Below are 17630 nucleotides of genomic sequence, written 5' to 3'. Positions count from 1 at the left end.
ACCGCTGATTTCTCATCCTATACTTTCCCTTCCCACTCGTTAAAGAACTGGTCTAAAAACTGCTCCATAAACGCATGACGCTGCTCGGCCAACGCTTTTGCTTTTGGGGTGTTCATAAGATCCTTTAAAAGAAGGAGTTTTTCGTAGAAGTGGTTAACTGTAGTCCCATTAGACTTCTTATACTCTTCTTTGGACATGTTCAAACTGGGTTTTTGATTAGGATCGTACATGGGATTGTTTTTAAATCCACCAAAATTGAAGGTCCTTGCGATTCCAATGGCTCCGATGGCATCCAATCGATCTGCATCTTGGACGATATCGAGTTCAATCGGTCTCGATTTTGGAGAATTCTCCCTATTTTTAAACGATATATGTTCAATAATATAGAGCACCTGATTTGTGATAGTCTCCTTCACTCCAATTGAGTCTAGAAACTTTTTAGAAATGCGTAGGGCTAAAGTTTCATCGCCGTCATGAAATTTTGGGTCTGCAATGTCGTGCAAAAGTGCAGCTAGTTCAACGACTTCCCTTTCACAGCTCGTATCCTCTGCAATTAACTTCGCATTTTTCCATACGCGCTCGATATGGAACCAGTCATGGCCTGCTTCCGCTCCCTCAAGCTGCTTTTTTACAAAGTCTATGGTTTTCTCTATGGTTTCGTTCATTTTGTATCGTGTAAAAAAGTAAGAACTCGTTTCCAAAGCACTTTGTTGTAGGACCGGAAAAAATTCACATGTCCGATGTCTTCTTTTGGACTGTCCTTCGGAAATAACAAGTCATAAGTGGGTTTTAAATTAGGATAGGTTCGGTCTAGTAAATCTTCGACTCCGGACTTGGTGAGCCATGCGTCATCACTCGCCCAAAGGACCAAGGTCTTTTGATTTAAACTCTTGGACACATCCACTTCGCTCTTATCGAGCAGTTTTCCAGTGGATTTTCTGTGAAGGATTAGGGTTCTCCAATCCTTGCTTACTCCCTTGGGGAGAGGCTCTCCTAAGGCAAAAAACGGAGCTGGAAAATAGCCAAGTACACTTGTCGTAAGCGGCTCAAGCAGTCCGAACCCTGCGAGTCCTAAGAGCTTTGTTTTTAAGTCTAAATGCCCGACATACGCATTTTGCGTAGAGACAAATACAAATTTCTCAAAGTTCTTTGAATCCTCGTTCATTCCCAGGATAAGAGCTCCCACCGAATGGCCTACCAAATAGGTTTCAAATCCACTATAGTTCTGCTCAATGTAGTCTGTGACTGCTTTGAAATCGAGTGCGCCCCAAACTCGCATCGTAGCTTTTAGGCTCCGTATATCTCCATTCTTAGATAGTCCAATTCCTCTATAATCGTAACATAAGACGTGAAATCCTTCTTCACAAAGGTAGGTAGCAAACGAATAGTAGACCTGTTGCCTTACGCCGGTTGCGCAGTTAATAACCACTAGTTTCGAACTTGGATTTGTGGGGGTAAAAAGGGTGGCAGCTAAAGAATAGCCGTCCTTTGCACTAAGTGTTATACTTGTTTTCATAAGAACTCGGGACTTTCTAATTTTAGAAGAACCACTCAATTAGCGCCTTCTACAAAAGTCTCTTTAAATATGGAAGTTTTTTAATTACTTCACTTAAAAGGAGCACGTAGACTGTATGCTCTGAATATAGTTTTAGTGAGAATCGAGATCCTTTAAGAAAGGAAGTCCTGCCTGTGAGCCTCGATTAATCGCTACTTTTAGAGAAACGTTATTTCCGAACTTTACGCACTCTTCTGTGGATTTTCCTTGGCAGAAGGCTAGTGCAAATCCCGAAGTGAACGCATCTCCCATTCCCATTTTGTGAAGAATCTCGTCGTGGTCATTTCTTAAATAGCGCATTTCAGACCCGTTGTAAAAAGTAGTGGAATTGCTATCGTCTCGTACAAAAAGTACGTTTGCAAAGGATTTGATTAAATTCTTTTCATTGCAGTTGGCAAAGACAATCGGAAGATCTACGCTTTTTGCCACAATGAAGGAGGCATATCGTAGGGTCTCTAAGGAAAGAGTCAGTCCAGGAGCGGCATAGATCCCAAGTTTTAAATTGTGCTTCTGCGCTAGTTTCGCGGTGGCCTCAACCACTTCCATAGGAACCTCCAATTGAATGAGCACAAGATCTGCAGATTCAAATTCTTTTTCTGCAGCCTCAATATCAGAAGGTTTTAAAAGGTGGTTTGCAGCCGGAACGACTACAATGGCATTCTTCCCTTCCGAAGCAGAAACATAGGCGGAACCGGTTGCGGCCTCGCTTGTTTGTACCACATGAGATACATCGACCCCCTCCTTTTTCAGATTATCTAAAATTTGCTGGCCTTTGGAATCTTTTCCTACGCATCCAATAAAGGATACATTCGCACCCAATCTTGCCGTACCGACGGCCTGATTGGCTCCTTTTCCGCCAAAAAAATATTCGCTGTTGTAAGCTAAAACGGTTTCGCCAGGTTCCGGATGGGTTTTGGTGTTTAACACCAAATCCACGGAGCTACTGCCCACCACGATAATTTTAGGTTGCTTAGAGGTATTATGCATTGCGATAGAGGTTAAATAACAAATTTAGGGCATTCAAAAGTAAGACTCAAACTTTTAGGACAAAATTAACTGCCGACTTCGATAAACTCACTTACGACCTTGACAATTTCACCGCTTGAATCGAGTCCAAAATAGCTCGCATAAAAGCCTTCGCCGTAGCCTGCCTCAAAGGCAAACACTTGTCCTTTCTTCTCTCCATTTGGAGCTAAAAGTGCAAATTGATCGATTGCACCGTTTTCATCAAAAAATTCTTCGTGGAAAAACTCTTCATAAAGTCCCATGAAATCCACTCCTTTTCTTTCGTAGAGCGTTTGCTCTAATAGAGAAAGTTCGTTTTGCGTATCGCTATCCATGTAAGCGGCCATTCCTGATTCTACAGGAAAGCCAAAGATTTCACCGGAGGCAAGCTCTTTTGGATCTTGTCCCTGCGTAAGTCCTAACTCCCAATCTACAACGGGAGTGTCCGCACATACGAGCTCTATGTAGGCTACGCAGCTGCTTTCTCTCTCCTTGTGAATCAGCACAGGGTAATCGCCTGACTTAAGTCGGCGCGTAAAAGGTTTCATGTCGCTTGTGATTAAAGGATCACAGGCTACAAGCTCCCCCGTAGGAAGATGAAGCACCCCTGCTTCAAAAGTCTCTAAAAGTGGACTTTCTACAAAATTGCGGCTAAAAAGTTTCTTTATATTCTCGATGGGTTCCATATTGTTCAATTCTTAAGTATAGACAATGCAAAACAATGCCAAAGTAAAGTCCCATTGAAAATAGAAATCATTTCCTTACTTCCTGTTGACTTCAGATACATAAACCCCAAGATTTCCTTGGGGCTTTAAGCTTTGCGCACTTGTGCTGCTTCCCGTTTTTAAAGGGTAAGGAGCTTTTGCTCCAACAACGCGATTTTATCTTCTGCGTCCTTATGTTTTTTTCTTTCCATTTCCACTACCTTTTCTGGAGCTCCACTCATGAATTTCTCATTCGAGAGTTTTTTCTCGACGGATTTTAAAAATCCTTTTAGGTACGTGATTTCTTCCTGTGTTTTCTCCTTTTCTGCTTCTAAATCGAGGGTCTCGCTTAAAGGAATCGAGAACTCCTGATTCCCCACAAGGAAAGTATAGCTAGGAAGAGACGTTTTGCTTTCAAAATGAACACTTTCCAAGTTTGCAAGTTTCTCTAGAACCGGAAGGTTCGCAAGGTTCTTGCTGCTGGTGTAAAGTTCTACCGCTTCTCTTGGAGAAAGCCCTTTGCTTTGGCGGTAGTTTCGGACTCCAGAAATTATTTCTTTTGTCAGTTCAAAGTCATTTAAGATCTTTTCATCAAACGCTTTCCCTTCCGATTGTTGCGCAATAATGAGCGCCTCCTCTACATTTCTTTCCCCCGCATTTTGCCAAAGTTCTTCTGTTAAGAACGGCATAAACGGGTGAAGCAGTTTTAGTAGCTCCTCAAAGTATCCGATGCTACGCTCGTAAACTTCTTTTGAAGCCTTCTCACCATAGCTAGGCTTAATGGCCTCTAAATACCAAGAGCAGAAATCATCCCAAATCAGTTTGTATAATAAATGAAGTGCATCTGAAATTCTAAATTTCTCGAACTGTTCGTTGATCTCCACAATGGTTTTGTCCAGTTTGTTTTCAAACCAATCCATGGTTTGAAGATCTCCTTGACTCGCTTTAATATCTTCCGATTTTTCCCAGCCTTCCATGAGTCGGTAGGCATTCCATATTTTGGTTGCAAAATTTCGTCCTTGAAGCATTAAATCTTCATCAAACAGAAGGTCATTCCCTGCCGCTGAACTTAATAGAATTCCCACGCGAACTCCGTCCGCGCCGTGCTGCTCTATTAATTTAAGTGCATCGGGTGAATTCCCTAGAGACTTCGACATTTTGCGTCTTTGTTTGTCTCTTACGATGCCCGTGAAGTATACATTTTTAAACGGCACTTCTCCTCTGAACTCTTGTCCCGCCATAATCATACGAGCCACCCAGAAAAAGATAATGTCCGGTCCTGTTACTAGGTCTGAAGTCGGGTAGTAATATGATATGTCTTTGTTTTCAGGGTCTAGCAGCCCATCAAACACAGACATTGGCCAAAGCCACGACGAGAACCAGGTATCGAGCGCGTCCTCATCTTGCGACAAAGAGGAAAGAGTAAGGGAAGAATCCCCTGTTTTTTCTTTGGCAAGAGTAAGCGCCTCTTCGATGGATTCCGCTACGACAAAGTCCGACTCGCCGGATCCGTAATAAAAGGCAGGAATTCTTTGTCCCCACCACAATTGACGAGATATGTTCCAATCTCGGATGTTTTCCATCCAGTGACGGTAGGTGTTTTTAAATTTCTCAGGATAGAATTTAACCTCATCGTTCATCACTACGTCTAATGCAGGTTTTGCGAGTCCGTCCATTTTCAAAAACCACTGTACAGAGATTTTAGGCTCAATCACAGCGCCGGTTCGCTCTGAAGTACCGACCTTATTCACGTAGTCTTCTGCTTTTAGAAGCAAATCCTTTTCCGCAAGTTCTTTCGCAATCTCTTTACGAACCACAAAACGATCTTTGCCTGCATAATGCAGTCCGTGTTCATTTAATTTTCCTTCCGAGTCTAAAGAATCAATTAGCTCCAGACCGTGCTTTTGACCAATTTCGTAGTCATTAATGTCGTGAGCAGGGGTGATTTTCAACGCCCCAGTTCCAAATTCTAAATCCACATAGTCATCACTAATCACAGGAATAACTCTTCCTACGATAGGCACAATTACGTTTTTTCCCATTAGATGAGCGTAACGCTCATCTGCGGGATTCACGCAGATTGCGGTATCTCCAAAAATGGTCTCGGGTCTAGTGGTCGCAACCGTAAGAAACTCTTCGCTTCCTTCCACTTTGTATTTAAGAAAATAAAGCTTTCCGTTTTGCTCTTTGTAAATAACCTCTTCGTCCGAGATATTGGTCTGTGCTTCAGGATCCCAGTTCACCATTCGGTGTCCACGGTAAATAAGTCCTTTGCGGTACAAAGCCACAAACGATTTAATTACCTGCTCAGAAAGTTTAGGCTCTAAGGTAAAGCGTGTACGGTCCCAGTCACAAGAGGCTCCAAGTTTTTTAAGTTGCTCTAAAATAGTGCCGCCATACTCGTTTGTCCAATCCCATGCATGCTTAAGAAACAGTTCTCTGGTCAGGTCTTTCTTTTCAACCCCTTCGCTCTTTAGCTTTGCCACTACCTTTGCTTCTGTAGCAATGGATGCGTGGTCCGTTCCCGGTACCCAGCAAGCATTGTAGCCTCTCATTCTTGCGCGGCGCACAAGAACATCCTGAATTGTATTGTTTAGCATATGCCCCATATGCAAAATTCCGGTCACATTGGGAGGGGGTATCACCACCGTGTACGGGGGACGATCGTCAGGGGTACTTTTAAAATACCCGTTCTCACTCCAATAGCGGTACCATTTCTCTTCTGTTTCGGAAGGGTTGTATTTGTCATTAAGTGGCATAAACTCTAATTTTTAATTTCCTAGGTGCAAAAATAGGCAAAACAAAAATTTAAAAACATTTAATCAAAATATTTTTAACTTTGTCCCTTGGAATTTATCCAAGCGACGGATTTTCCAAAGTATAAATACTTACATATTATGAGAAAACTACTATCAATCTTACTTGTGGCAGGCGCACTTGCCACTACGTACGCACAGAAAATTGCATTTGATAAAACCACCATTGAGTACGGAATTATTGAAATGGGATCGGACGGACATCGTTATTTTAATGTTAGAAACATAGGAGACAAACCTCTAATCATTAATAAAGTACAAGCCGCTTGCGGTTGTACGACTCCAGAATGGAGCCAAGCGCCTGTACTACCTGGAAAAAGCACAAAAATCAAAGTGGGCTATGACACCAAATTGAAGGGAGAATTCACCAAACTGATCGAGGTTTATTCGAACGACCCGAAACAAGGTAGAGCCACACTTTACATCAAAGGAAACGTTCAACCCAAGGGAGAAGCACCTGCTAAAGTAGCCCCAAAAGGGAAGAAAGCGGGAAAATAAGAAAAGAGAATCGAAATTTTAACTCGACCCCTTTTTACCTAATAAAAACGAATAGCGTAGAGACTTGAGCGTCTCTGCGCTTTTTTTATTTTGCGAAGCAAAGCTTCCCATTCTAAATTATTTAGTACTTTTAACGTTAAAGTCAGATAGGAACTTTTCAGATTTTCCTTTTTCAAAATTGCAAATTTGGTCTCGAGGCCTTTAAAAGCAAAATGATTTTTAACTAAACACAAATAAGGATGGATTTAGATTTCAGCGATAATTTCCGAGCTAAAGGCAAGGTTAAACTTGAGAAACTTAACACCCGCTACGAAGGTGAGCTTACCAAAGCCCAAGGAAAGGCCCTGCTCAAATTAGAGAAGGAGAAACTCTACGAACTCCAAGAAAAACTTTACGCGGACGGCTCAAAGTCGCTTTTAATCATCCTCCAAGCGATGGATGCCGCAGGCAAGGACAGTTTAATTGAACATGTCTTTGGTGGGGTCAATCCGCAGGGCTGTGAGGTCACCTCCTTTAAAACGCCAAGCACAAAGGAATATTCTCATGACTTCCTTTGGCGACATGCAGTCGCTCTTCCTGCAAAAGGAAAAATCGGAATCTTTAACCGCTCTCACTACGAAAGTGTTCTCGTATGCAAAGTGCATCCAGAGTACAATTTGAGCGAGAAAGTATGGGACAATGTAAAAGAATTTGACACCCAATTCTGGGAAGATCGCTTTGAAAGCATTGAGCATTTTGAGAAGCATTTGGCAGGCAACGGAACGAAAATCGTGAAGTTATTTTTGCACGTTTCAAAAGAAGAACAAAAAGAGCGTTTTTTGGATCGACTCAATGAAGAAGAAAAAAACTGGAAGTTTGCTCATGGCGATCTAAAAGAAAGGGCGCTTTGGAATGAATACCAAAACGCTTACGAGACCGCGATATCTCAAACCTCCAAAGACCATGCGCCTTGGTTTATTGTACCTGCCGATCAAAAGTGGTTTGCTAGAGTAGCTGCGGTTCAAATTATTATTGATGCGCTTGAAGAAATGGACCTCTCATTTCCAGATTTTCCTAATGAGAGAAAAAAAGAGCTCCTTGAGGCAAAAAAGATGCTGGAGAGCGAAAAATAAAAACCCATAAGAAATTCTATAAGCCGGATTCTGTATCGCCCTTCGGGCGACGCTTGTTATTTATCTACGCAAGGCATTGCTGCCTTGCTTGAGCTGATTACCCCTCGGCATTGGACGGGCCGCCCTTAATTGCCGATATACTTACCATTGCACCGTATAGAGTTTACCTGGTTTCACTACAGCCGAACTGTACATACTTTCTGTTGCACTTGTCCTCGCATCACTGCGGACGGATGTTATCCGCTATACTGCCCTACGGTGTCCGGACTTTCCTACCCTTCCAAAGGAAGAATCAACAAGCCGAATTTCTTATGGATGGCAAAGATACTTTATTTTGAGCTTTTTTACGTATCGCAGTCTAGCGGTCTCGATAGGAAATCGCACTTCAATTCGTAGAAATCAAATGAGTAGTATCCGCCGTAACAAGAGTTACGGCTACCTATTTGCTTGAAAGCAGGAGAGACTTGAGACCTTAGCGTTTCTACTCGTCCTTAATTGCAGGCTGAGTAAAGACTTCCATTAGACCTTCTGGAAGTTCCATAGTAATGGTCTTTACATCTCGATTGACGTCTAATATCCAATCCTTGATAATAGGGACCACTACTTGTTTACCCTCAAGATTCGTTAAAAAGTAATGCTGCGCGGTTTGGTCGTTGATGGATTGAATCACTCCGAAATTAGCCCCGTGCTGATCCAAAAGTTCAAAACCTACGACTTCGTGGTAATAGAACTTCTTACCAGAAAGTTTAGGAAGTGTAGACAAAGGCAAATAAACCTCTCTCCCTAGAACTTGATCAATTTGTGATTCGGAGGCATTTTTGAAAAAAACCAATTTTGAATCTCCCTTTAACCACTGCTGTTTCTCAATAAAAAAAGGCACAAGCATTCCGTTAATCTCGACAAATATTCCCTCTAGCTTACTATAGAGCTGAGGTTGATCGGTATCCAATTTCAGTACCACATTCCCCGCAAGTCCATGTCGTCGGGTAAGTTTTCCAAGTAAATAACAGTCCTGTTTATTCAAGATCGTAAATGTTTCAAATGAGTTAATATGGCTAATTAAATTGAAACCTACTTATTTCCACGGTAGGTTGCTCAATTCATGAAGTGCAAATTTAAAAAATAAACTTAAGTCAGCTATAGGATTTTGAAAATTGCGGGTGCGAAAGCCGTTTTAGCTCGTGGTCCAAATAAATTCATCCCTCGGCTAGAGCCCGAAGTGTTAGGGCTTTCTTGAAGCGAACATCGTAAGATCGCAACAGCAAGCGTTTTTACTTGCTAAAGTGCAAAATTTGCAACTGAATTCACTACGCAAGACTTGGGTACTACCCACAAGATACGAAAATTACATCCCTAATACATAAATCCAAAAAGCCAAACTGGAATTATATTACCAAATCCTATTTCAATACCGTCTTTCGCAACATAAGCATTTTCCGTATTTACTATTTGTTTTTTGGTTTTATTTTTTCCACCGATTTCAAAAGTGTAAGTTTTGTTAATCATAAAATCAGCAGTTTCTGAAAAATTTGTTACCTCTAATCCTTTGAATTGGTTTATGAAAAAGGTCTCCCGAACGTTTCCAACATTGGTATTTTCTTTTGCCAAAGCATACATCAGGTTACTATTATTGAGATATAATTTCTCAGGTTTCGTAAGTACGCCAATGCCCGAAGTGTCTTTATGCAATTCATTTATCAATCCGGCACGTTCCAGAATTTTTATACTTTGCACCAACATATTTCGGGACACACCTACTTTTTCACTCAATTTCGTAATATTGGGCTTAAATGGCGCACTCGAAGCTATTGTAATGAGCAATTTTTTCAATTTTACCAAAGTATCGTACTGTAAGTTCTCCACCGCATTGATGTCAATTTCTATGATGAGATTAATCGTATTTTGCAATTTCTGAACATATAAAGTTTCATTTTCTTTAAAATAAGGATATGCTCCTATTTTCAGATATTTTTCAAATAATGGCAATGGCCTTACATCCTCTAAAATACTTGTTGCAATGCTATTATGATGAACTAGAATTTCAGCAAACGAGTACACTGGAAATATCTGGTTGGTTTCAAAATTGATAAATTCTCTGAAAGACAATTCTTTAAGAAAATAAGTAATCGCTCGTCTGCTTAAATCGGATTCAGATTTATAAATTTCGAGCATTGAGGAGGAAGTAAAAACAACGGTAAGTTCGGGGAAATTGTCATAAATCAGTTTTATCTCTCTGGACCAATTTGGGTATTTATGCACTTCATCGAGTAGCAAATGAGTTCCACCAAATTGGACAAATTGTTTTGCCAGTTCATACAGTTTATTATCGAAGAAATAAATATGGTCTAAACTAACGTACAATGTAGATTTCAATGGCAAATACAACTTTGCGAGTTGCAAAATCAGCGTGGTTTTCCCAGCTCCTCTTGCGCCTTTCACTGCAATCAAACGGTTTTTCAAATCAATTTGTTGAACCAAGTAGCGCTGTATATCCAAGGAAACACGATTTATTTTTGTTTGGAATTCTAACAACAATATCTCCATTTTGCTTTTTGTAAAGAGCAAATTTAATAGATTTTGTTAAATGAACAAAGCATTTTTACCTATTTTTTGCTTTTTATAGTATGTAAATATATTGCCACCGACAAAAATGGAATGATTTAAGGTTGTTAGTTACATCATTTGCTGAAGGATGGAGAATAATAGGTTAAATCAATAGTTGATCTACTTTTCCGTCATATAGAGTTTCAATTACATAAATACGATCAGGTCTGCTTTTAAAAAAGCATCCTCCTTTTCATTTAGACTTTATTCAAAGATAAATCGGATTTCTTTAGGCATAAAATGCAGCGCCTCAAAATCCTTAATTACCTCAATTTGATGGAAAGTTTCAGGCGGTACTACAAGGGATTCTCCTTCTCGAAGTGGAGTGGCCTTGTCATTCATATGAAATAGGATTTCACCGGTCTTTATATAAACTACTGATTCTAAACTAGCGGAATGCCTTGGAAGCATTTCTCCCTCATTCCCACTCATTTGCTTTAGTACAAGGGACCCTCCCGTAGAGAGAAGCTTTACCGTTGGGTTTGCAGAACTATTCATATCTTCTATTTTTGGATTTGTACTAAAGGTACCCATAAGTTATGGATATTAGAAAGCACTCTGATTTAAATCAGGACCATTTCAAAAAAAAAGGTGCTACCGAAGTAACACCTTTTCTATAAGATTCTTTGTAAGAGCTTACGCTTTCGCTTCACCCTCCGCTTCTGGAGCTGCTTCTTCTGCTGCTGGAGCTTCTGGAGCTGCCTCCTCTGCTGCCGGAGCCTCAGTTTCTGGAGCAACCTCTGCTACTGGAGCTGCTGCTTCCGCTTCCGCTGCTGCTTTTGCATCTGCCTCCGCTTTTGCTTGAGCTTCTGCTTCTGCTTTCGCTGCATCTTCTGCTGCTTTTGCTTCTGCAACTACAGCTTCTTGAGCTGCTATTCTGTCCGCGTTTACTTTCGCTTCTGCTTCAAGAGCTGCTTTTTTCGCATCTTCTTTCGCTGAGCTTAATGATTGTTTCTGTCCTTCTACCGCTTTGTCTTTGTCTTCTGCCCAAGCTGCAAATCTTTTGTCTGCTTCTGCTTGATCAAAAGCTCCTTTTGCTACACCCCCTTGAAGGTGTTTTTTAAGAAGAGCTCCTTTGTGAGAAAGAATTGCTCTTGCCGTATCGGTAGGCTGAGCTCCTTGGTTTAACCAAAGTACTGCTTTATCCACGTCCAATTCAATAGTCGCTGGATTGGTGATAGGGTTGTAGATACCTAGTCTTTCGATGTAACGTCCATCTCTTCTAGCTTTCGCGTCTGCTACCACAATGTGAAAGAAAGGTTTACCTTTCTTACCGTGTCTTTGTAATCTAATTTTTACTGACATAAGTTTAAAATTTTGGGAAACTCGTCCCGGTTAACATTTTGAGTCTGCAAATTTAAGTTATTTTTCTCAAGTAACCTTCTGTTACCCTTCTATTTTCAAAAAAATATTGAAGTTTTTTGAAAAAGACTTTCTTTAGGGGTAACTTAGCGGGAAACTCCTGAGTCTCAGAGCCTCTATTCTTGATCTAGTGACCCCATGAAGAAAAAGCCTAAACAATATTGGTTCTCCTCCATTTTGAGCTCTGGGCCCATGTGATCTTTTAGCCCTGGAGAAGACCAATACGCTCCCACTCCTGCGGCGCTTGCCGTTAAATACATGTTTTGAACCGCCATGGAAACGGCTGCAATTTCTTCCCACTGAGGAACCAGTCCTGAATAGTTCACCACAATGGACACTACGGCATCCGACTGCTCCCACTTTAGGGAAATATCGTGGTATTTCTTTTCAAGAAACACCTCTGGCCTTGTGGTTTCTTTGTAAACCTCTGCCAGTCTTTCTCCCATTTTATTTTTCTGCTCCCCTTGAAAAACTTGAAAACGCCATGGGCGTGTTCGCTTATGGTTAGGAGCGTAATTTGCAGAATCTAAAATTTCATTTAGGACCTCTGGATCAATGGGCTGACCGTTATAATCTTTTGGGAATCGGCTCTTTCGGCCTTTTATAATTTGACTAAGTACTTCTTGTGAATTCATGAGCCAAAGATAATTCGATATCTCAATTAAGAAAAGTATTCTTAGTAGATTTCTTCTATTCTTTGGGTAATGTTATTTAACTTAAACTGCTCGCCTTTCTTTTTACCAAGTAGAATTTGGGCCATCGGACTTTCAAGGGAAATTGCGTAGTAGCGATCCCCGTCAAAGAAAATCTCCCCTAAGGAAACGGAAATATAAAATCGGGCTTTGTTGGTGATTACAAGGGAACCCCTTTGAATTCTCTGTGTGGGGGAAGAGATTACTTTCTCAAGTTCTTTTTGCATCTTTTTTAGACTCGCCATTTGGCGATCCAAATGATACAGTTCCTGCTGCAACTCTTCTCGAATGCTGTCGTATTTCGTGGTCTTTTTAATGTCTTGGCTAGCTTCGCGGGTAAATTCGCGGTAGTACTCCAGAGTTTTAACTTTTCCGGAGAGGGTTTGCTTCACGAATTCTCGAAGCTCTGCTTTACTGTAGTTTCCTGTTAGCACATTCCAAATGTAGAGAATTCCTTTTATTTCACCATTTCCCTTTTATGCGATTGCAATAGAAAATCAAAAAAAGGCGCACTAAAGTGGAACCCCGCTGCTAAGCCCCCTTCTTTAGAGGTTCTCCTAGGAAAGACGGCTTCTTTTATCGATCAAACAAAAGTCTTTCTCCTGCTTTCTGTTCGCTCACTTCCCCCTTCTCATAAGCTAAATGACCATTGACAAACGTATGGGTCACTTTGGCTTCAAACTTCTGCTTTTCAAAAGGAGACCACTGGCATTTGTAGAGTAAAGATTCTCTGGTCACTTCCCAAGGGGAATTGAGATCTACTAATACTAGATCTGCCTTGTAGCCCTCTTTTACATAGCCTCGGTCCTTAATTTCAAAAAGGATGGCCGGATTGTGACACATCTTTTCCACGATTTTCTCAAGGGTTATTTTCCCTTGATGGTAGAACTCAAGCAAAGCGACGAGGGAATGTTGAACTAAAGGACCTCCGGAAGGAGCTTTGGTATAAACCTGTTGTTTTTCATCCCAGGTATGTGGAGCATGATCGGTCGCGATCACATCAATTCGGTCGTCTAACAAGGCTTCCCAAAGTGCGTCTCGATCTTTGGCGCTTTTCACAGCAGGATTCCATTTAATAAGTGTTCCTTTCGTATCGTAATCTTCCTGACTAAACCACAAGTGATGCACACAAACCTCTGCGGTTATTTTCTTATCTTTCAGAGGAATGTCGTTTCGGAAAAGCTCCGTTTCCATCGCCGTAGAGACATGAAACACATGGAGTTTCGCGCCGGTTTTCTTTGCAAGCTCTATGGCTTTCGAAGAAGAAATATAGCACGCCTCAGCACTCCGAATTTCAGAGTGAAATTCTACGGGGATATCCTCTCCATAGAGTTGTTTGAATTTCTCTGTATTCTGTCGAATGGTTTGCTCATCCTCGCAATGCACCGCAATGAGCATCTTCGTACTAGAGAAAATCTTCTCCAAGGTTTCGGGATTGTCTACAAGCATATTTCCTGTAGAAGATCCGAGGAAAAGTTTGATGCCCGCTACATTTTTAGGATTGGTTTTTAGCACCTCCTCTAAATTATCGTTGGTACCTCCCATCATAAAGGAATAATTGGCATAAGCACTTTTGCTAGCGATCTCGTATTTATTTTCCAAGAGTTCTTGCGTGACCGCATTGGGCACTGTATTGGGCTGTTCTATGAAACTCGTCACGCCTCCTGCAACCGCCGCTCTACTTTCGGATTCAATGGTGCCTTTGTGGGTGAGTCCAGGCTCTCTAAAGTGAACTTGATCATCAATAACGCCAGGCAACAAATAAAGCCCCTCGGCCTCAATTATTCGATCGACCTTCTCTAGGGACAACTCGGCACCTACTTTCAAAATCCGGTCCGCTTCGAGTAGGACATCCCCTTTGAAAATTTTTCCTTCGTTTACAATTTGAGCGTTTCGTATTAGCGTTTTCATAAGTATTCTATTGAAATTTAAACCCTAGGGGTGTTTTTGCGCTTCCTTTCAGACCCCAATTCCTTTGAAAAAGAGTAGAAGTTTCCTTTCTTCAAATGGATTCCTTTGGAAGCGCCTCAAAATTACAAAAAAAGAATGCGATTTTTCTCTCTATGGGAGGAAATCCAACCTACTTCCACTTCAAGGGAATCAAAACAGGGGCAAGTTAATCTTCGCCCAAGTTTCAAGGTCCGTTCTCTATCTTGCTTATTTCGTTTTAAGGCGCAAAATAGAGCCCTCTCTACCCTTTATGTCAAAAAGCGGTATATTCGTACGAAGGACCAAAGAAAGTCTTGCTGACAAGTGAGATTTAAAACGAGGAAATCCATCCTATTTTTTACCTTTGTCCAAAATTCATTGGATTTGAAAAAATTATTAAGCGAAACACTGATCTACGGACTTGGAGCCATCCTTCCGCGAGTCATCGTGTTTTTACTCAATCCGCTGTACATTAACTTCATCAATCCCGGTGAGTTTGCGCAGTTCACGAATCTCTATGCAATCATTTCTTTTGTCAATATTTTTCTAACCTTTGGATTTGAAACGGCCTACTTCCGCTTTGCAGCAGAAAAGGACATGGAGAGAAAGACCTTCAATACTTCGTTTTGGTTTGTAGCAATCAATGCGGCGGTGTTTCTAACAGTTTGTCTTCTCTTTACGCAGTCCATTGCTGGGTTTATGGGCTATGGAGCTTCTCCTGAGTACATTCGTTGGATGGCTTGGATCGCTTTCTTTGATGCCGTTTGTATTATTCCTTTTGCTTATTTGCGTTTTCATAACAAACCCATGGTTTATTCCGCCATTCGAGTGGCGCAAAGCGTCATCCACACCGTGTTTGTGATTGCGCTTTTCCTTTGGATTCCGCGCGAACTCTCCAAGAGCATGGGACTTACCCATAACGTATCCTTTACCTTTTACAGTAATTTGATTGGCTCTTTGTTTGGCATTCTCATGCTCCTTCCCATTGTTTTAAAGGTCCGATTTCAATTTGTCAAATCCCTTTTTCACAGGATGATAAAGTACGCATGGCCAGTCATGATCGCAGGACTTGCCTTTATGATCAATGAGAATCTAGACAAAGCAATGCAACTTTATATGATTCCTGCCGAGGATGCAGGCGCTTATGGAGGTGCATACAAACTCGCCGTTCTTATGACACTCTTTGTGACTGCGTACCGAATGGGTATCGAGCCTTACTTCTTTAAACAAATGAACGAAGTGAACGCAAAACAGACCTATGCAAAGATTACCGAGTACTTCACTTACTTTGCTTCCATCATGGCTCTGGGATTGATTGCGAACCTTTCTTGGCTTAAAACTCTCTTTATTCCGAACGCAGCCTATTGGAAAGCGGTCGATATCATTCCTATTATCATCGTCGCGAATTTATTTTTTGGAATCTATTACAACCTCTCCACATGGTATAAAGTCACGGATCGTACGATCTTTGGAACCTATATTTCTTGGATTGGGGCCCTTGTCACCCTTGTGTTAAACTTCTTATTTTTAAAAGAGTACGGGTTTATGGTCTCGGCTTATGTTACCTTAGGAGCCTACTTCCTCATGATGGTACTTTCCTACTTCTTAGGTCAAAAATACTATCCGATACCCTATCCTACTCGAAGAATTTGTTTAACTTTAGCCGGCTTAATTGGCCTCTCTTTTGTTTCGTACCAATTATTTAATGCGAATTTGTGGATTGGGAACGGAATTTTCTTGATATTTACCCTCTCCATCCTCTACAGTCAAAGAGGCCTATTAAAAAAGAATTGAAAACAATGAAGATAAAAGTAATCAATCGCTCCTCACACGAACTTCCTAAATACCAAACGCCGTGCGCGGCCGGTATGGACCTTTACGCTTTTTTAGAATCCCCGATTACGCTCGAGCCCCTTGAGCGCAAGATAATTCCCACAGGACTCTCCATCGAGCTTCCCAAAGGATACGAAGCGCAGGTAAGGCCCCGAAGTGGACTTGCGATTAAAAACGGAATTACAGTTCTAAATTCTCCGGGCACCATTGATGCGGATTATCGAGGGGAAGTGGGTGTCATCCTCATTAACCTATCTAAAGAAAACTTCACGATTCAAGACGGCGAACGAATTGCCCAGATGGTGATTGCGCAGCACGAATGCGCCGAATGGGAAGTTGTAGAAACCCTAAGCGACTCTAGTAGAGGAAGCGGGGGATTTGGAAGTACCCAAAAATAGAATTCCATTCTAGGGGTTTTGCCTCCATTTATTCCCTTAAGTAAACTTCGAAAAACGAACACTTGACTAAAATTTAAAACACACTCTTTTATGAAAATAATCGTTCCCATGGCCGGAAGAGGCTCTCGACTAAGACCCCATACCCTTACGGTTCCAAAACCATTAATTCCAATTGGTGGAAAACCCATCGTTCAGCGCCTCGTAGAGGACATTGCGAAGGTTGCAGGCGAACCCATTGAAGAAATCGCCTTTATTATTGGAGATTTCGGAGCGGAAGTAGAAGCTCACCTCATTGCGGTCGCGGAAAAACTAGGAGCCAAAGGAACGGTCTATACGCAGGACGAACCTTTAGGAACCGCTCATGCTATCAAGTGTGCTGAAGCCTCCATGCAGGGAGATGTCGTTGTGGCATTTGCGGATACGCTATTTAGAGCCGATTTCCATTTGGACAAAACTTCTGACGGCGTGATTTGGGTGAAAAAAGTAGAGGATCCAAGCGCATTTGGCGTTGTGAAATTAGACGACTATGGTTTCATAACTGATTTCGTTGAAAAACCAAAAGAATTTGTTTCCGATTTAGCCATTATTGGAATCTATTACTTTAAGTCTGCGGAGACCTTGATGAATGAGATTAACGACATCATGAACAAGAACATTAAAGAAGGAGGAGAATTTCAATTAACCACCGCTTTAGAAAACCTTCGTAGCAAAGGAGCTAAGTTCTCTCTAGGCAAAGTCGATGACTGGATGGACTGTGGAAACAAAAATGCGACCGTGGAAACGAACAGCAAAATCCTAGGCTACGAAAAAGAAGGGTTTGCAAACTTTCCAGCTTCGGCCATTATTGAAAACAGTTTAATCATTCCTCCATGTTTTATTGGAGAAAATGTGAAAATTACGAACTCAAAAGTGGGACCTAACGTTTCCATAGGAAACAATACAATCATTGAAAATTCAAATATTGATACCTCCCTTATACAAGAGAAAACCACGATCAACCACGGGAATTTAAGCAATTCCATGATTGGAAATTCAGCAGAATATTACGGCGTATCAAGAGAAATTTCTCTAGGAGATTTTTCCGTTTTAGATTTCTTATCCAAATAAGGCGGTGCTCCCGCT

17 protein-coding genes and 1 other RNA gene are annotated in these 17630 nt (G+C 41.3%); 5 read left to right on the top strand and 13 right to left on the bottom strand.

From position 1 onward, the window contains the following. Window positions 1-17 precede the first annotated feature (17 nt). The 5 genes from ACX3PU_RS03180 to ACX3PU_RS03160 form a co-directional block, all read right to left on the bottom strand. Complete coding sequence (locus ACX3PU_RS03180; RefSeq protein ID WP_459083453.1) at window positions 18-665, bottom strand: HD domain-containing protein; 648 nt, start codon at window positions 663-665, stop codon at window positions 18-20. Next, entirely contained in the window at window positions 662-1516 is an 855-nt protein-coding gene (locus tag ACX3PU_RS03175) for an alpha/beta hydrolase family protein (protein WP_459083452.1), read from the bottom strand. The genes ACX3PU_RS03180 and ACX3PU_RS03175 overlap by 4 nt, the downstream gene beginning before the upstream one ends. A 132-nt stretch (window positions 1517-1648) precedes the next feature. Beyond that, window positions 1649-2542 carry a ribokinase gene (locus ACX3PU_RS03170; RefSeq protein WP_459083451.1) on the bottom strand — a complete coding sequence of 298 codons (894 nt, stop codon included), beginning with the start codon at window positions 2540-2542 and terminating at the stop codon, window positions 1649-1651. Window positions 2543-2607: 65 nt separating this feature from the next. Further along, window positions 2608-3246, bottom strand: a complete 639-nt coding sequence (locus ACX3PU_RS03165; RefSeq protein WP_459083450.1) for a DUF4241 domain-containing protein — start codon at window positions 3244-3246, stop codon at window positions 2608-2610. Window positions 3247-3404: 158 nt separating this feature from the next. Continuing rightward, entirely contained in the window at window positions 3405-6023 is a 2619-nt protein-coding gene (locus ACX3PU_RS03160) for a valine--tRNA ligase (protein ID WP_459083449.1), read from the bottom strand. A gap of 138 nt (window positions 6024-6161) precedes the next feature. Between ACX3PU_RS03160 and ACX3PU_RS03155 the strand changes: the two genes are divergently transcribed. Further along, window positions 6162-6578 carry a DUF1573 domain-containing protein gene (locus tag ACX3PU_RS03155; RefSeq protein WP_459083448.1) on the top strand — a complete coding sequence of 139 codons (417 nt, stop codon included), beginning with the start codon at window positions 6162-6164 and terminating at the stop codon, window positions 6576-6578. A 239-nt stretch (window positions 6579-6817) separates the two neighbouring features. Then, window positions 6818-7690: a PPK2 family polyphosphate kinase gene (locus tag ACX3PU_RS03150; RefSeq protein WP_459083447.1), complete on the top strand. Its 873-nt coding sequence runs from the start codon at window positions 6818-6820 to the stop codon at window positions 7688-7690. A gap of 3 nt (window positions 7691-7693) precedes the next feature. Here ACX3PU_RS03150 and rnpB read toward each other — a convergent pair. The 8 genes from rnpB to ACX3PU_RS03110 form a co-directional block, all read right to left on the bottom strand. Next, window positions 7694-8002: RNase P RNA component class A (rnpB, locus tag ACX3PU_RS03145), an RNA gene on the bottom strand. Between the two features lie 169 nt (window positions 8003-8171). After that, window positions 8172-8714 carry a ribosome maturation factor RimM gene (rimM, locus tag ACX3PU_RS03140; RefSeq protein WP_459083446.1) on the bottom strand — a complete coding sequence of 181 codons (543 nt, stop codon included), beginning with the start codon at window positions 8712-8714 and terminating at the stop codon, window positions 8172-8174. A gap of 329 nt (window positions 8715-9043) precedes the next feature. Then, on the bottom strand, window positions 9044-10186 hold the full coding sequence (locus tag ACX3PU_RS03135; RefSeq protein ID WP_459083445.1) for an ATP-binding protein: 1143 nt from the start codon (window positions 10184-10186) through the stop codon (window positions 9044-9046). 312 nt (window positions 10187-10498) lie between these two features. Then, a complete protein-coding gene (locus ACX3PU_RS03130; protein ID WP_459083444.1) occupies window positions 10499-10792 on the bottom strand; it encodes a cupin domain-containing protein in 294 nt (97 codons plus the stop codon). Window positions 10793-10930: 138 nt separating this feature from the next. Further along, window positions 10931-11599: a 30S ribosomal protein S16 gene (locus ACX3PU_RS03125; protein WP_459083443.1), complete on the bottom strand. Its 669-nt coding sequence runs from the start codon at window positions 11597-11599 to the stop codon at window positions 10931-10933. A 173-nt stretch (window positions 11600-11772) separates the two neighbouring features. Beyond that, window positions 11773-12291, bottom strand: a complete 519-nt coding sequence (locus tag ACX3PU_RS03120) for a nitroreductase family protein (RefSeq protein ID WP_459083442.1) — start codon at window positions 12289-12291, stop codon at window positions 11773-11775. A gap of 41 nt (window positions 12292-12332) precedes the next feature. Continuing rightward, complete coding sequence (locus tag ACX3PU_RS03115; RefSeq protein WP_459083441.1) at window positions 12333-12782, bottom strand: hypothetical protein; 450 nt, start codon at window positions 12780-12782, stop codon at window positions 12333-12335. A gap of 142 nt (window positions 12783-12924) precedes the next feature. Then, complete coding sequence (locus ACX3PU_RS03110) at window positions 12925-14259, bottom strand: dihydroorotase (protein ID WP_459083440.1); 1335 nt, start codon at window positions 14257-14259, stop codon at window positions 12925-12927. 402 nt (window positions 14260-14661) lie between these two features. On the opposite strand from ACX3PU_RS03110, the gene ACX3PU_RS03105 reads away from it, so the two are divergent. From ACX3PU_RS03105 to ACX3PU_RS03095, 3 genes are all read left to right on the top strand, one after another. Beyond that, window positions 14662-16071 (top strand): lipopolysaccharide biosynthesis protein, encoded by a 1410-nt coding sequence (locus ACX3PU_RS03105; RefSeq protein ID WP_459083439.1) that lies wholly within the window; start codon window positions 14662-14664, stop codon window positions 16069-16071. A 5-nt stretch (window positions 16072-16076) separates the two neighbouring features. Beyond that, on the top strand, window positions 16077-16508 hold the full coding sequence (gene dut / locus ACX3PU_RS03100; RefSeq protein WP_459083438.1) for a dUTP diphosphatase: 432 nt from the start codon (window positions 16077-16079) through the stop codon (window positions 16506-16508). 90 nt (window positions 16509-16598) lie between these two features. Beyond that, window positions 16599-17615, top strand: coding sequence for a sugar phosphate nucleotidyltransferase (locus tag ACX3PU_RS03095; RefSeq protein ID WP_459083437.1), 1017 nt, complete (start codon window positions 16599-16601; stop codon window positions 17613-17615). Window positions 17616-17630 lie beyond the last annotated feature (15 nt).

This window comes from Chryseobacterium sp. A301, from assembly GCF_054489425.1.
The sequence above is the reverse complement of the archived record's forward strand: the minus strand, read 5'-3'. Positions and strand labels throughout refer to the sequence as shown.

Coding starts and splice junctions, on each gene's coding strand:
- ACX3PU_RS03175 (WP_459083452.1), bottom strand. CDS start 1,516: ATGAAAACAAGTATAACACTTAGTGCAAAGGACGGCTATTCTTTAGCT.
- ACX3PU_RS03125 (WP_459083443.1), bottom strand. CDS start 11,599: ATGTCAGTAAAAATTAGATTACAAAGACACGGTAAGAAAGGTAAACCT.
- ACX3PU_RS03155 (WP_459083448.1), top strand. CDS start 6,162: ATGAGAAAACTACTATCAATCTTACTTGTGGCAGGCGCACTTGCCACT.
- ACX3PU_RS03165 (WP_459083450.1), bottom strand. CDS start 3,246: ATGGAACCCATCGAGAATATAAAGAAACTTTTTAGCCGCAATTTTGTA.
- ACX3PU_RS03095 (WP_459083437.1), top strand. CDS start 16,599: ATGAAAATAATCGTTCCCATGGCCGGAAGAGGCTCTCGACTAAGACCC.
- ACX3PU_RS03150 (WP_459083447.1), top strand. CDS start 6,818: ATGGATTTAGATTTCAGCGATAATTTCCGAGCTAAAGGCAAGGTTAAA.
- ACX3PU_RS03120 (WP_459083442.1), bottom strand. CDS start 12,291: ATGAATTCACAAGAAGTACTTAGTCAAATTATAAAAGGCCGAAAGAGC.
- ACX3PU_RS03170 (WP_459083451.1), bottom strand. CDS start 2,542: ATGCATAATACCTCTAAGCAACCTAAAATTATCGTGGTGGGCAGTAGC.
- ACX3PU_RS03160 (WP_459083449.1), bottom strand. CDS start 6,023: ATGCCACTTAATGACAAATACAACCCTTCCGAAACAGAAGAGAAATGG.
- dut (WP_459083438.1), top strand. CDS start 16,077: ATGAAGATAAAAGTAATCAATCGCTCCTCACACGAACTTCCTAAATAC.
- ACX3PU_RS03130 (WP_459083444.1), bottom strand. CDS start 10,792: ATGAATAGTTCTGCAAACCCAACGGTAAAGCTTCTCTCTACGGGAGGG.
- ACX3PU_RS03110 (WP_459083440.1), bottom strand. CDS start 14,259: ATGAAAACGCTAATACGAAACGCTCAAATTGTAAACGAAGGAAAAATT.
- ACX3PU_RS03180 (WP_459083453.1), bottom strand. CDS start 665: ATGAACGAAACCATAGAGAAAACCATAGACTTTGTAAAAAAGCAGCTT.